Below are 14,566 nucleotides of genomic sequence, written 5' to 3'. Positions count from 1 at the left end.
AAGGAAAGCTCCATGCTGCTGCGCCGCCTCTCCATCCAATGGAAGATCACCTTGCTGGCCGGCCTTTGCCTGCTGGCCATCGTCGCCTTGCTGGTGGCCACCTCGCTGACTCAGGCACAGCGCAGTGCCACGCTGGTCAACCAAGCCAACACCGCCATGCTCGACAGCAGCGCGCGGCAGCGCCTGGAGGCCCATGCCGAAACCCAGGCCCTGCGCATTCAGCGCTACTTCATGGACGCTTATCAATACGGCAATGGCTTTGCCCGCCTGGTGCAAGTGCTGCAAGCCCGAGGTGGCAACGACCTGCGCGCCGAACTCACCCGCCAGGCGCGAGCCAGCCTGGCCGGCAAACCTGACATGATCGGCCTGTACCTGGTGTTCCAACCCGATGCACTGGACCAGCAAGACAGCCAGTACCGCGGCCAGGACGCGGTGGGCAGCAACGAGAGCGGGCGCTTTTCGCTGTACTGGTCGCAGCCGCGCCCGGGCACCCTGGAGCGCGAAGCCATGCCAGAAGCGCTGCTCGGCGACGCCAGCATCGGCAGCAACGGCGCGGCGAAAAACCGCTGGCTGACCTGCCCACTGGAGACCGGCAAAACCTGCCTGCTGGAACCGTATCTGGACGAGGTCAACGGCAGCCAGGTACTGATGACCAGCATCGCCCTGCCCTTGCTGGAACATGGCAAAGTGGTGGGCGTGGTCGGCCTGGATATCAGCCTGGACAACCTGCAGCAACTGAGCACAAACGGCCGCCGCGAGCTGTTCGAGGGTCAGGGCCAGGTGAGCATCGCCAGCGCGGCCGGCCTGCTGGCAGGCAATAGCCGCGACGCCAGCATGCTCGGCAAACCCGTTGAGCCTGCAGTTGCCGCTGGCCAGTTACGGGTTGCGCACCCCTTCACGCCCATTCCCGACGCCGCCCCGTGGCAGGTATTGCTGGAAGTGCCGGAAAGCGTGCTGCAGGCGCCCGCGGTAGCCCTCAATCAGCGCCTGGATGCGCACAACCAGCGTGCCAACCTGACCAGCCTGCTGATCGGCCTGGGCGCGGCAGTGCTGGGCTTGCTGCTGGTGTGGCTCACGGCCCGCGGGGTAACCCGCCCGATCCTGGCGGTGGCTGCCCGGCTTGAAGACATCGCCAGCGGCGAAGGCGACCTTACCCGCCGCCTGGACTACGCCCGCCAGGACGAACTGGGCCAGCTCAGCGCGTGGTTCAACCGCTTCCTCGACAAACTGCAGCCGGTCATCGCCCAGGTCAAAGGCTCGCTGCAGGAGGCCCGAGGCACCGCCGACCAGTCGGCAGCCATCGCCAGCCAGACCAGCGCCGGCATGCAGCAGCAACACCGTGAAATCGAGCAAGTGGCCACCGCGGCCAACGAAATGAGCGCCACCGCGCTGGATGTCGCCCATAACGCCGCGCAGGCGGCCCAGGCGGCACGTGCCGCCGACCAGGCCAGCCAGGAAGGCCTGCAGTTAATCGACAGTACCCGCCAGGGCATCGACCGGCTGGCACTGGACATGGACACGGCCATGGCCGACGCACGCGCCCTGGAGAGCCGCAGCACTCAGATCGGCACGGTACTGGAAGTCATCCGTACCATCGCCGAGCAGACCAACCTGCTGGCACTGAATGCGGCCATTGAAGCAGCCCGTGCCGGGGAAGCCGGCCGTGGCTTTGCCGTAGTCGCCGACGAGGTGCGCGGGCTGGCACAGCGCACGCAGGTGTCGGTGGAGGAAATTCGCCAGGTCATCGAAGGTTTGCAGCAAGGCACCCAGGATGTCGTGGGCGCCATGCACGAGGGCCAACGCCAGGCGCAAGCCAGTGCCGCACGCATGGAGCAGGCCCTGCCGGCACTGCAACGCATTGGCGAGGCGGTGGCGGTGATCAGCGACATGAACCTGCAGATTGCCTCGGCCGCCGAGGAACAGAGCGCAGTGGCCGAAGAGGTGAACCGCAACGTAGCCGGCATTCGCGACGTTACCCAATCGCTGGCAGGCCAGGCAGACGAGTCGGCTCGCATCAGCCAGGCCTTGAACCGGCTGGCCAACCAGCAACAAGCGCTCATGGAGCAGTTCCGCGTCTAATCTGTAAGGGCTTCTTCGCGGGTAAACCCGCCCCCACAGGGACCCGCACTGGCCTTTGAAGCCATGCCCCTCTGTAGGAGCGGGTTCACCCGCGAAGAGGCCCTCACAGGCACCACAGCATCATCGTTTTTGCCGAGCACACCTTATGCAAACCGCCCCCCGATCTTCGTTCTTCGACATCGCCAGCGAACAGGGCCTGCTGCGCACCTCGATCGCCGTCACCCTGTTCATCGCCAGCATCGGCATCGCTTTCGGCGTGGCCTCCGGGTCGTTCTCGATCATGTTCGATGGCGTTTACTCACTGGTCGACGCCAGCATGAGCGGCCTGTCGCTGGTGGTGGTCAAGCTGATCACCTCGCATACCACCAGCGTGCAGATGTCGCGCAAGCTGCGCGAGCGTTTCACCATGGGCTTCTGGCACCTGGAGCCGATGGTGCTGGCACTCAATGGCATCCTGCTCAGCGGCGTGGCGGTCTATGCCCTGATCAACGCCGTCAGCAGCCTGCTGCAGGGCGGCCGACACCTGGAGTTCGGCATTGCCATGGTCTACGCGGTAGTGACCGTGATCTGCTGCGTGACCATCGCCCTGGTCGAGGCCCGCGCCAACCGCCAGCTGAAGTCGGACTTCGTGGCCATGGACGTCAAGGGCTGGGTGATGTCGGCCAGCATCACCGCGGCACTGCTGATCGCCTTCTGCTTTGGTTACGCGGTTCAGGGAACCTCATGGGAGTGGGTATCACCGTACATCGACCCGGCGGTACTGGCGCTGGTGTGCCTGGTGATTGTGCCGCTGCCGATGGCGGTGGTGCGCCAGGCCCTGGCGGACATTTTCCTGGTCACCCCAGGCGACCTCAAGCTGCACGTGGACGAAGTGGCCAAGGCCTTTGTCGCCCGCCACGGGTTGCAGTCCTACCGTGCCTATGTTGCCAAGGTCGGGCGCTCACGCGAGATCGAGCTGTACTTCATCGTACCCAAGGCCATGGCAGCGAAGACCATCGATGAATGGGACGCGTGGCGCAACGAGATTGGTGAAGCCGTGGGCGGTGAAGGGCCGAACCGCTGGTTGACGGTGGTGTTCACGGGCGACCCGGAATGGGCGGAATGAGCTTTCGAGAATGCCGGGCTGGCATGGCACGGCCAGCCCTGCATCTGAAACCCTGCGGCACCGCCCGCCACGGGCAGAGCCGCCTGGCGGCACGTGTCAGCGGTTGCCCATGCGCTGCAGGGTTGCAGGCTTGTAGCGGTCTTCGGAGGGCACTGGCTGGCTGAAGTCGAGCGTTTTGCTTTCCTCGTTTTCCAACTTCTGAACCATGTAGCGGCGCGCCTGCAAATCATAGAATGCGTCGACGGTGGTCCAGGTGGTGGGCACGTTGTAGAAGTTGCTCATGTAGCCTATCGATACCCGCCACAGTTCGCCGTGGCTGTCATAGCGGTCGGCAAGCGCGATTTGCCAGCTGTCTTCGTCGAGGTAGAACACCCGTTTCGAGTAGATATGCCGCGCCGTTGGCCGCAACGTGCCCTCTACCACCCACACCCGGTGCAACTCGAAGCGGGTCGGCGCACTGAGCAGGTGGCCGGGCTTGATGATGTCATCGTACTTGTACTGCGGGCTGGCGATTCGATAGTTGTTGTAGGGAATGTAGATTTCTTTCTTGCCGACCAGCTTCCAGTCATAGCGATCGGGGGAGCCGTTGAACATATCACGGTCATCAACGGTGATCAGGCCATCGGAACCGCTGTCCGGCGTGTCGTAGGAGATGGTAGGGGCGCGACGCACCCGCCGCAGCCCTGGCACGTAGCCCCAGGCCATGCGTGGCTCCGCCACCTGGTTCAGCGTTTCGTACACCAGCGACGCCTCACCCGCCATACGGGCCGGGCTACGGGCGGCACTGAGGTAATAGAAGAGGATGTTGTTCAGCGTCGAGTAACTGCCGCCTTTGACGTAGTACTTGAACAGGACGTCCTGGTCATAAGTGGCCAGGCTGTACTGCCCATTGGCTTGAACGGTGGCTTCCGAGAGTTTGCGGACCACATAGGTACCGCGGTAGCGAGCGATATGGTTCCACAGGGCCTCCACGCCGCTTTGCGGGATCGGGAACGGGATACCGCCAAATGCGTGGATGAAGCCGTTGCCGCCTTCGGCCAGCTCCGCCGTGGTCGCGTTTTGCCGGGTGTTGTCGTACACCCACTGTGGCTCGGCAGCACTGCGGCGAGTGGTATAGACCGGGTAAGACATGGTTTGCGGGTAGGCTTTGAGCAGGGCGATCTGCCCGGGGCTCAGTTTGCTTTTGTACTGCTCGACATTTTCCGCGGTGATGGTGAACAACGGTTTGTCGTCCGGGTACGGATCAACGTAATGCTGGCCTGGCACGTAACCGGCCGGGGGTTTGCTCAGGCCGCCGGTCCAGGCGGGGATGCTGCCATCGGCGTTGCCCGCGGTTTCGCCGCCCAGGGGGGTAAGGTCTTTACCCAGCCGGCTTGCCTGTTGTTCAGACACAGCGGCGTGTGCCGCGCCGAAGGCGAACAGCATAACGGTGCCAACGACGAGAGAAAGACACTTGGCATGCTTGACGTAGTATTTCATGGTTAGCCCTGCTTGAAAGAATGAATACCTCGTTAGAACGAGTACTTCACGTCCATGCTGACGTTGTCCCTGTCACGGATCAGGTTGCTTTGCCCCGCACCGGTAAACAGGGTGTATTGCAGGCCGGCTTCAAAGCGGCTCAGGTAATCAGCCTTGATGCCGAAGGTGTAGCCTTTTCGGCCTTCCATGAAACTGCCGGTCAGGTCGGAGTTGCCTTTGAAGTTGTTGGTGTGGACGAAGAACGGCGAGAGGTTCACGCCAGCGTATACGTTGGTCCAGGTGCCCTGCATGCTGAGCGTGTAGCCATACGCCTCGCGGGTCATGGGGTTGTCGGTGGTGTCTGGGGTGCCGGCGAACTTGCGCTTTACCGGGGTGGGGTTGTACCCGGTATAACTCAAGTCGCTGCCGTGGTAGGACTGGGTCGCGATTTCGGCAATGCCGACCAACGAGTTGAAGCCCAACGACGGGCCAAAGTTGTAGATGGTGCCCAGCGAGGCGTTGATCGACTTGACACGCTCGTAGTTGGAATAGACCCCGCCCCGGCAGAACGGCTTACCGCCCAGCGAGGCACACGCCTGCGCGCCGCCGAGGTTGGCGTCGTACAGCCCCGACGTACCCGCCACGCCTTGCGCGAGAAGGTCACCCACCAGGTCGTTGGTTGCACTGATTGCAATCGGCAGATTCGGCCGATAGGAAATTTCACCGAAAACCGACGCATTGTTTATCGTGGTATTGAAGCTGAGGCCGTACATGCGAACGTCCTCGACATACTCACGGCGCACATTGGCATTCTGTGACAGGTCCAGGGTTGCCAATGCCCGCGCGGCGCTGGGGCCGATTAGCGAATCAAGCGTGGTCAGATCGACGCCACGGTAGGCGCCGGTGTCGATCTGCTGCACGGGCTCCTTGGCGTGGTAATTGGCAAAATAGAAGCCGAAGTCGGTGGCATTCAAGGCCTCGGCAATATAGTGCAAGCTGATACCGTATTGCCCGCTGGCCCGAGCCTTGTCGTCCGACTGCACGTTGCTGACCTTGAAGATGCCAGTGGCGGGGTCGAGGTAGCGGCTGGCATTGAAGGGGCCTTGGCCAAGGCCGCCCGGGATCTGGGTGGCCATGCCGTACGCTGCCATTGCCGGAACCAATGCAGGGACCTGGGCGTACGCAGTGTTGCCACCCGGCCCGAAGATATCGGTGGTGGAGTAGTAGCTGCCAACCGGGTCAAGCGCCGTTTCTTTCCATTTCAACTGGTAGTAAGCGTCCATGGACAGGTTGTCGGTCAGGCCGAAATTCAGGCTCAGCGCCTCAACCGGCACAAGCACTTCCTTGACCTGAGAGCCAGGCAAGCGGTACTTGACCGCATCCACGGGGTTCGAAACGCTCACGCCTCGATAGAACAAGGACTCACCCCAGTTGAACACCTGCCTGCCGAAACGCACCGTCAGGGGGTGATCGGCCACGTCCCATGCCCCGTATACGTAGGCATCCAGAATGTCGGCAGAGCGGCCGGCGAGGTGTCGGGTACTGCGGGTAAAGCTGTCATCCTTTGGATAATTCTGGCTAGGCTCTACCACCGCCGGGTTGTTGTAGTAGTCACTGCGTTTATCCATTATCTGCGTGTCATAGAACGCCGACCCACGAACGAACAGCCCATAATTCTGGTACTTGGCCTCAAGCTCCGAGGTCAGTTTGAACACCTGCGAAACAAGCCCGGTATCGAAGTTGCGGTTGCCGTCGTTGCCATTGAGCGCATCGTTGTTTTTCGCCTGGCCTTGAACTCGCCATACCTGGCCGAAAGACACGGTATTATCCAGGGTGCCGGTGATATCGCCATCGGCGAGGGCAAATTCGAGCGCTGCAGCGGGCTGGGTGAAGGTGATAGCTGACGCAAAGCCGAGCCATGCAACCCTGCTTTTCGACCCACAAGGGTCAGCAAAACGGAAAGGTTTCATCAGTACTGCTCCTGGGATGTCTTTTTGTTTTTTTACGCACCGGAGTGACGCGACCAGAGCAAGGTCCAAACTCGAATTATCTGACGATGCATGTCATCAAGATGCGTCCAAGGCTGGCTGCTGTCAATCGTCTAGCGGCGCTGACCATTCAGTTTCGTACGCGGCTTTGTTGCTTAAATCAGTGCCTTTTTCCGTGACTGAACGGCACAGCGCTGTGCGACAGGGCCGCGCTTGTCGTGATTTAAAAATTTTGACTACAATGGAATTCAGTTTATTAGAAGGGTGGCCACAATGAGCAAAACCTCCGGGGGTGCCGAGCGCTCCTACCGTGGCGTCAGCCAAGAGCAGCGCATCAAGGCCCGCCGGGAGGCCTTCATGAAGGCGGGGATGCAGCTTTTCGGCACCCAGGGCTACCGCGCCACGACCGTGCGCGACCTGTGCAGCGAGGCGAAACTCACCGATCGGTACTTCTACGAGTCCTTCGAGGGCACGGAAGAGCTGCTGTGCGCGGTGTACGTATCGATCATGGACGACCTGGAACAACGCCTGAACCAGCTCTACCAGGACCACGACCAGGTACACCACCACGCAGGCCGCAAGTTCCTCGCCACGTTTTTCGAGGCCATGCAGGACCCGCTGGTGGCGAAAATCGTATTGGTCGAAGTGCTCGGGGTAAGCCAACGCGTCGACAACCTCTACCAGCAGAACAACTTGCGCTTCTGCAACTTCCTGTTGTCCGCGATCAACCGCACCTACGGTGGCTTCAAGCCGGTCGCCTCGGAACTGTACATGTGCATGGGCATACTCGGGGCAATAAACCAGATTGCCGTTTACTGGACCTTGAGCCAATACCGGGACCCTGTGAACGTGCTGATCGACACAGGGCTTGCCCTGATCGAAGGCTGCGCCAAGGTGCCTGGCGCAGCCCTGTACGATCAGCAGGGTGGGAAAACGGACTGATAGCTGCCCAGTTCAATGAATACCGATTTGGTCCGCGTGTGCTCGAGCAGTGCCTCGATGCCGTTCTCCTGGCCGATACCGGACAGCTTGCTGCCGGAAACGGGCATTTGAGGCGGCACCTGGCCCCAGGTATTGACCCAGCAGATACCCGCCTCCAGCGCGTGCACGATACGGTGCGCCTGGGAGATGTTCTGGGTTACCACGCCGCCCGCCAGGCCTAGTACCGAGGCATTGGCACGCGCGATCACCTCTTGCTCGCTGTCGAAGGTCAACAGGCTCATCACCGGCCCGAATATCTCTTCCTGAACAATCTGCATGTCGTCGCTGCAGTCCGTAAACACAGTCGGAAGCAAGTAACTGCCTGCCGCGAACGCCTGCCCTGCCGGCAGGTGCCCGCCACACAGCAATGTCGCGCCGGCGTCGCGACCGCTTTGAATGTAGGCCAGCACTTTCTCGCGGTGCGCCTGGCTGACCAAAGGGCCGAACCGCGTGCGCGGGTCACTGGGGTCGCCAATCGCAATATTTTCAACCCGTTTCAGGATTGCGCGCTGCAGCCTGGCCTGGATAGCGCGGTGCACGAACACCCGCGTACCACTGGTGCACACCTGGCCGCTGCTGAAGAAGTTAGCCATTACCGCAATATCTGCCGCTCGCTCGATATCGGCGTCGGGCAGAATGATCAACGGTGATTTGCCACCCAGTTCCATGGTGACCTTCTTCAATGTGCCGGCGGCGCTGGTCATCACTTTCATGCCGGTCGCGACGCTCCCGGTGAACGAAATCTTGGCGATACCTGGGTGCTCGCTGAGCGCCTTGCCCACGGCCTGATTGCCTTGCAGCACATTGAACAACCCTGCGGGTACGCCAGCCTCGACCAGCAGTTCGGCCAGGCGCAGGGTGGACAAGGGTGTCAACTCGCTGGGCTTGAACACCATGGCATTGCCAGCCGCAAGCGCGGGCGCCAGCTTCCACATGGCAATCTGAAGGGGGTAGTTCCAGGCGCCTACCCCGGCCACCACACCCAGCGGTTCTCGTCGGGTATAGGTGAACGCTGTTTCGCCCACAGGTGACTGCCGGCCTTCGATAGCCGCCATCAAGCCGGCAAAGTAGCGCATGACCGCTACCCCGCCTTTGATGTCGACCCTGGAGGTATCGAAGATTGGCTTGCCGGTATCGAGGGTTTCCAGCTGCGCCAGTTCGTCATTGCGCAGCAAGATCAGCTTGGCTGCATCCAGCATTATCGCAGTGCGCTCAGCCACCGGAAGCTTGACCCACTCGCGTTGCGCCGCGCTGGCCGACAGCACGGCGTCGTCGACCTGCCCTGCGCTGGCTTGCTCGACAGTGGCCAACAGCTGGCCGTTGGCTGGGTTGATCGAGTCGAATGTGCTGCAACCGCTGGCGTAGACCTGCCTGCCATCGATGAACTGCCCTATGGTTCTGTGCATGTTGGTGATCCTCTTGCTCAGGCAGGCTGAGTACGGGCCGGCAGGAATTTGCCATAGTGGTGCGCTACGCCAAGGTCCTTGGCGAACCCACCGTCCCTGGCATAGGCCACTCGCCCATTGACCAACGTGGCCAGCACTGCCTGGTCGTTGCGGTTGACCAACCGCCTGAGCGGGGTGTTTTCGATGAGGTCTTCGCTGACCGCGTCCAGGTCACTGTTCAAGCCCTGGGGGTCAACGATGGCGATATCTGCCCGGGCGCCCGGCCTCAGCCTGCCTGCGTCGAGCCCGTACCAGTCGGCCAGTTCGGAAGTGACACGCGCCACCCCCTCGCCCACACTCATGAAGTGGTTACCTTCCAGGTGGGCATCGCGGATATATTTCAGGAAGCGCAACGGGAAATTGTAGAAAGCCAGGCCACGAATATGCGCCCCGGAATCAGCGAAGCCGACATGGACGCTGCGGCTGCGCATGAGTTTGTGCATGACCTCGACCCGGCTGTTGCCCATAAGCGTGGTCCAGACAAGCTCGGATTTGTACTGCACCGCCAGATCGAGGAAGCAGTCGATAGGGTCCTGCTCGCGCGACCTGGCGATTTCGCCGAAATTGCGGCCAATCAGGTTTGGGTCCGGGCAGGCTGTGACATAAGCGTCGGAAAAGTCCCGTTGCCAGAGCCCTACTTTCAATACGCTGCCCAAACCCTGTTTGAATAATTCACGGAACTCGGGCTTGGTGGCTTCTGCGTACTGGTCCTCTTCGTTCTTCAGGTTGCGCAGCACCAGGCCGCCGGCAAATTCGTCGAAATTGTTGAAGTTCAGCCCCGCGCTGTAGACCCGCAGTGGCGCCGGTAGAAACTGCCATTTGAGGTTGCCGCGCAGCAGCTTTTGGGTAACCCAGCCACTCAGGCGAACCATCTTCTGCAGGCTGGGCTTCACCTTCAGGTCCAGCGCCGTGAGCAACGTGGTTTTCAGCTTTGGCCGGAACCAGCCCGAGGCAGCGAGCATCAGGCGTACCGCACTGGAGGGCTCGGCCACATCCGGGGCGCCCTGCAGGATCGCCCCGCGAGCGCGCAGCCGTTTGAACAGCCGGGCCATTTCGGCCCAGCTGGCAAAGGTCGAGGGCAGTGGGCGCGACCATGCACGTTCGCCGGCCACCCGGTCGATCTTGGTTTTCATGACCGACAGGCCAAGGAACCCCTGGTCCAAAGCTTCATCGAGCAGGGCCTCCATGCTGCGCAGTTCCTGCTCGGTCGGTGGCCGCGGCGTGGTGGCCTCGAGCAACCCCATGGCGGCAGCCCTGATATCGGAGTGGCCGATGTAGCACGCCACGTTCGGCCCTAACGGCAACCCTTCGAGGAAGGTGCGGTACTGGGCCGGCGATGACCAACGCTTATGTGTGGTTAGCAGGTCCAGTACATGGTCATGCGGGATGGACTCCACACGGCTGAACAGATCCGCGCAATCCTGCGCCGAAGCTGAAACCATGCTCAGCGAACAAAGACCCGTCGCCACGGTGGTGACACCGTGGCGGATGGATTCTTTCAATGCAGCAGAACTCAATATCTCCGCATCGTAGTGCGAGTGCATTTCCAGAAAACCGGGCATCACCCAGCAACCTTTCGCATCCAGTACCGCTGCCGCCACTGCCGGGTCAAGTGCTGATGCACTGACGGCAACAACACGCCCGCCCTGGATGCCAACATCCGCCGCCACGCCATTGTGGCTGACGCCATCGAAGACCAGGCCGTTCTTGATGATCAGGTCATAATGCATATTATTGTTCTCACATTTTGACTACGCTTGTCATCAGAATACAGGCGCGACTTGCCCTGTCAAGTGCCATACTTGCGTTTACTTGAAAGCCTGCATCTGCGTTGTCAGCACTTGCAGCATGCGCGCAGCCGCCGAGGACAACCGGCGCCCAACACGCGTTACCACGTGGGCTTCGGCCGTCAGGAAAAGTGGATGGCCCACATCCCGGCACAGCAGTTCCCCAGCGTCCAGCTCTGCTTTTATGGCGAATGCCGGCAGGAAGGCGATACCCAGCCCTGTCTTGGCGAACTGGGTGAGCGTGGCGATCGAGTTGGTGGTCATCATCGGGTCGAACCTGACTTTCTCGGCCAGCTCCAGCACATCCACCAGTTGCCTGACGCCATGCGTGGAATAGGTGACCGCCAGCGGATAGTCCAGCAACTCACGGGCACGCAGGGGCCCGTCGCCCTTGCGCAGCGGCGAGTCGGGGCTGAAGATCACTTTCATCGGCTGCACACGGCAGGCGCGAGAGACCAATTTGGGGTGGGTCGGCGGGTTGTAGACCAGCCCGATTTCGGCGTCGTCTTCCAGCACCTTGCGAATCAGCTCGTTGGTACCCGCCGAGTCGAGGCTGATTTTCACGCCTGGGTAGGCTTTGCAGAACCGCGGCAAGGGGCCGTTGAGGATGTCGTTGACGAACCCCTCACCCAGAACCAGGCTCACGTGGCCGGTTTTCATCTCCCGAAGCGACTGAAGCCGGCCCAGAAGGTCACCGAGATGCGCCTCCTGTTCGCGGTGAAACTCGATGACCTGCTTGCCCGCCTCCGTCAGCGCCACGCCCCGGCCACGCCGCTCGAGCAATACCGTCGCCAGTTCGGCCTCCAGCAGCTGGATCTGCCGGGTGACCGCCGATGGGGCGACGTTCAGCAGGTCGGCAGCCGCGCGAATGCTGCCGCAACGGGCAGCTTCGTGGAAATAGGCAATGCGTGAAAGGTTGATCAGTCGACTCATGCCGCGCCCTCGTTGATCTAACAATCAGAACAAAAAACAAGCTGACATTGATTGTAGTCACTTTCTAGGCGTCATAGCATCAACCCGGCAGGTGTACCTGCAGCCTTGCAGAACTTCAATAATGCAGGCGGTTGGCCGCACGCGATGATTCAAACGTGGGCATTGGTGCTCGGCAAACTCGCGCCATCCACCGCCGCGCCCACCCAATGCCGATGTACTTTGAATGAAGACCATAAGATGACTTCTGCTAATTTTTGCACTGCCTACCCATGGGTCGAGCGGCTCATCAGCATGGATACAACGAGCGCACTGTCGAACTTGGGTTTGATAGAAGTGGTGCGCGACTACTTCAAGTCTTACGGTATCGACAGCACCCTCATCTACGACCGTGACGGGCGCAAGGCCAACTTGTTCGCCACGGTCCCTGCGTGTGACGGGTCCACGACCGGCGGGTTGGTCTTGTCCGGCCATACCGATGTGGTTCCGGTCACCAGCCAGGCCTGGGCGTCCGACCCTTTCTCACCGACCGTACGCGACAACAAGCTGTACGGACGTGGCGCATGCGACATGAAGGGCTTCATTGGAGTCGCTCTGGAACAGCTGCCGAATATGCTGCGCACCGCGTTGAAAGCGCCGCTGCATTTTGCGCTGTCATATGATGAAGAGATCGGCTGTGCCGGTGCCCCCTCAATGGTGCAAGACCTGGTCAAGCGCGGCGTTGCACCGCAGGGTTGCATCGTTGGCGAGCCCACCGGCATGGGCATCGTCGTTGCCCACAAGGGCATCAATGCCTACCGCTGCAAGGTCAAAGGGCATGCTGCGCACTCGTCGCTGCAACCGGCCGGGGTGAACGCCATCGAGTATGCCGCGCGGCTGATTACCTTCATCAGCGACCTCGCACGGCAGTCTTCACATCACGGCCCGTTCGATGAGGGTTTCGACGTACCGTTCAGTACCGCGCAAACAGGCACGATCAGTGGCGGCATAGCAATCAATACGATCCCGGAACACTGCGAGTTTCAGTTCGAGTTCCGCAACCTGCCAGGCGTCGACCCCGAATCGATATACGCAAAAATAACCCGCTACGCCGAAGAGGTGCTTCAGCCGGAGATGAAGTCACGCGTGCATACCGCAGGAATCGTCTTCGAAAAAATCTCCAGGGCACCCGCGTTGAGCCCCAGCGAAAAAGAAGCAATCTGCACGCTGATTGCCGGCTTGCGGCAAGACACCCGTGTACGCCGGGTTTCCTATGCCACCGAGGCAGGCTTATTTCAGGAAGTTGGCGTGCCCACCATCGTTTGTGGGCCCGGCTACATCGAGCAGGCACACAAGGCCAATGAATACGTGTCGCTCGAGCAACTGGACCTTTGCAATAGCTTCCTGAACAAGCTGGTGCTCAGCCAGCAGGTTTGACACTGGCTGGCGGCCTTGACCGATCAATAACAACAAGGAAAACACGATGGGTGAGTTGCGCACGGATTTGAAAATGCAGCGCTGTGACCACGGGCGTGGCACCCGGGTAGGCAGGGGTTTCATTCTAGCCATGGCACTGTCACTGCTTGGCGTCTGGCTGGCGGTATTCGCCCCCATCCAAGTACTGCTTGCCCAGCAGATGGAAATATTGGCGCCCAACTCGAAAGAAAGCGCGCTGGGCATGGTGATGGGCATTGGCTCGGCCATCGCACTGGTCGCACAGCCTGTCATCGGCTTTCTGTCAGACAGAACCCGCTCAGTGTTCGGCCGCCGTCACCCGTGGAACTTTCTCGGCATTGTCGTCGGCGCGCTGGCACTTTACATGCTGGGCAAGCAAACGACCTGGACGGGCATCGTCGTTTATTGGGCCTTGGTACAAGTGGGCACCAGCGGGGTGTTGTGTGCAATCACCGCTGCAATACCGGACCGCGTGCCAGTTGAGCAACGGGCCATTGTCAGCGCCTGGAATGGCGTGATGTTGTCCGTGGCAGTTGTACTGGGCGCAGTCATCACCACCACGCTGGGTGTCGGCATAGCGCAAAGCTACACCGTCGTCGCGGCCATATTCGTGGTGCTTTCAATGCCATTTGTGTTGTTTACCGATGATCCGCTGGGGCAGCAGGTGCACACCGGTGAATGGCGTTGGAAGGCGTTGTTTTCGGCCTTCTGGATCAGCCCCAGAAAGCATCCGGATTTTGCCTGGGCATGGTCGACGCGCTTTCTGGTCGGCCTCAGCAGCGCCACGGGCACCCTGTTCTTTCTGTACTTTCTTCGCGACGGCCTGCGCTATGAGGCGCTTTACCCGGGTGAGCGGGCCGAAGACGGCTTGCTGAAGCTGGTGCTGATCTATACCGCTGCCGTGGTGGTCACCGCTTTCGCCTGCGGGGCCATATCGGATCGGACCGGCCGGCGCAAAGCCATCGTGACGGTGTCGGGGATGATCATGGGAGTGGCTTCGCTGTTGTTGGCCTTCTGGCAGAACTGGCCGATGGCTATGGTTTCCTCAGCGATACTCGGTGTTGGCTATGGTGCCTATGTCGCCGTCGATCAAGCGCTCATCAGCCAGGTGCTGCCCAGTTCGGCGGACCATGCCAAGGACCTGGGGATCATCAACGTTGCCATCGTCGGGCCACAGATCCTCGCCCCTGCCCTGTGCGCCATGCTGGTGACCCAGTTCGGAGGCTACCCTGCCCTCTACATGTTTGCAGGCCTGGCAGGCTTGATGGGCGGGCTGCTGGTGCTGAAAATCAAAAGTGTCCCCTGACGCAACAGGGCGCATCGGGTCATGCACACTTGGCGGTTGTCAGGCACCAGAGG

The 14,566-nt window shown here is 61.0% G+C and carries 10 protein-coding genes and 1 pseudogene; 6 read left to right on the top strand and 5 right to left on the bottom strand.

What is annotated here, in order from left to right:
- Window positions 1-12: 12 nt before the first annotated feature.
- The 3 genes and pseudogenes from G1E_RS30170 to G1E_RS08325 form a co-directional block, all read left to right on the top strand.
- Window positions 13-1,221 (top strand): annotated as a pseudogene (locus G1E_RS30170) (HAMP domain-containing protein); the annotation flags it as partial.
- Window positions 1,222-1,323: 102 nt separating this feature from the next.
- On the top strand, window positions 1,324-2,079 hold the full coding sequence (locus G1E_RS30165) for a methyl-accepting chemotaxis protein (RefSeq protein WP_370593800.1): 756 nt from the start codon (window positions 1,324-1,326) through the stop codon (window positions 2,077-2,079).
- 145 nt (window positions 2,080-2,224) lie between these two features.
- Window positions 2,225-3,184, top strand: coding sequence for a cation diffusion facilitator family transporter (locus tag G1E_RS08325; protein WP_009684086.1), 960 nt, complete (start codon window positions 2,225-2,227; stop codon window positions 3,182-3,184).
- Window positions 3,185-3,280: 96 nt separating this feature from the next.
- Here G1E_RS08325 and G1E_RS08320 read toward each other — a convergent pair whose 3' ends face one another.
- Window positions 3,281-4,609, bottom strand: coding sequence for a DUF1329 domain-containing protein (locus G1E_RS08320; RefSeq protein WP_047149758.1), 1,329 nt, complete (start codon window positions 4,607-4,609; stop codon window positions 3,281-3,283).
- Window positions 4,610-4,695: 86 nt separating this feature from the next.
- A complete protein-coding gene (locus tag G1E_RS08315) occupies window positions 4,696-6,612 on the bottom strand; it encodes a DUF1302 domain-containing protein (protein WP_009684084.1) in 1,917 nt (638 codons plus the stop codon).
- 291 nt (window positions 6,613-6,903) lie between these two features.
- Here G1E_RS08315 and G1E_RS08310 point away from each other — a divergent pair, with 291 nt between their 5' ends.
- A complete protein-coding gene (locus G1E_RS08310) occupies window positions 6,904-7,572 on the top strand; it encodes a TetR/AcrR family transcriptional regulator (protein WP_009684083.1) in 669 nt (222 codons plus the stop codon).
- On the opposite strand, the gene betB is transcribed toward G1E_RS08310, so the two are convergent.
- From betB to G1E_RS08295, 3 genes are all read right to left on the bottom strand, one after another.
- A complete protein-coding gene (betB, locus tag G1E_RS08305) occupies window positions 7,548-9,017 on the bottom strand; it encodes a betaine-aldehyde dehydrogenase (protein ID WP_047149757.1) in 1,470 nt (489 codons plus the stop codon). The genes G1E_RS08310 and betB overlap by 25 nt on opposite strands.
- 17 nt (window positions 9,018-9,034) lie before the next feature.
- On the bottom strand, window positions 9,035-10,786 hold the full coding sequence (locus G1E_RS08300) for an amidohydrolase family protein (protein ID WP_009684081.1): 1,752 nt from the start codon (window positions 10,784-10,786) through the stop codon (window positions 9,035-9,037).
- A 78-nt stretch (window positions 10,787-10,864) separates the two neighbouring features.
- Window positions 10,865-11,776 (bottom strand): LysR family transcriptional regulator, encoded by a 912-nt coding sequence (locus G1E_RS08295; protein WP_009684080.1) that lies wholly within the window; start codon window positions 11,774-11,776, stop codon window positions 10,865-10,867.
- A gap of 105 nt (window positions 11,777-11,881) precedes the next feature.
- On the opposite strand from G1E_RS08295, the gene argE reads away from it, so the two are divergent.
- Together argE and G1E_RS08285 are read left to right on the top strand one after the other, a co-directional pair.
- A complete protein-coding gene (argE, locus tag G1E_RS08290; protein WP_225785996.1) occupies window positions 11,882-13,189 on the top strand; it encodes an acetylornithine deacetylase in 1,308 nt (435 codons plus the stop codon).
- Window positions 13,190-13,235: 46 nt separating this feature from the next.
- On the top strand, window positions 13,236-14,513 hold the full coding sequence (locus G1E_RS08285) for an MFS transporter (RefSeq protein ID WP_009684078.1): 1,278 nt from the start codon (window positions 13,236-13,238) through the stop codon (window positions 14,511-14,513).
- The last annotated feature ends 53 nt before the right edge of the window (window positions 14,514-14,566 follow it).

The organism is Pseudomonas sp. TJI-51 (genome assembly GCF_000190455.2).
Lineage (GTDB): Bacteria > Pseudomonadota > Gammaproteobacteria > Pseudomonadales > Pseudomonadaceae > Aquipseudomonas > Aquipseudomonas juntendi.
Note: the sequence above shows the minus strand (reverse complement) of the source record. Positions and strands in the feature narration are given on the sequence as shown.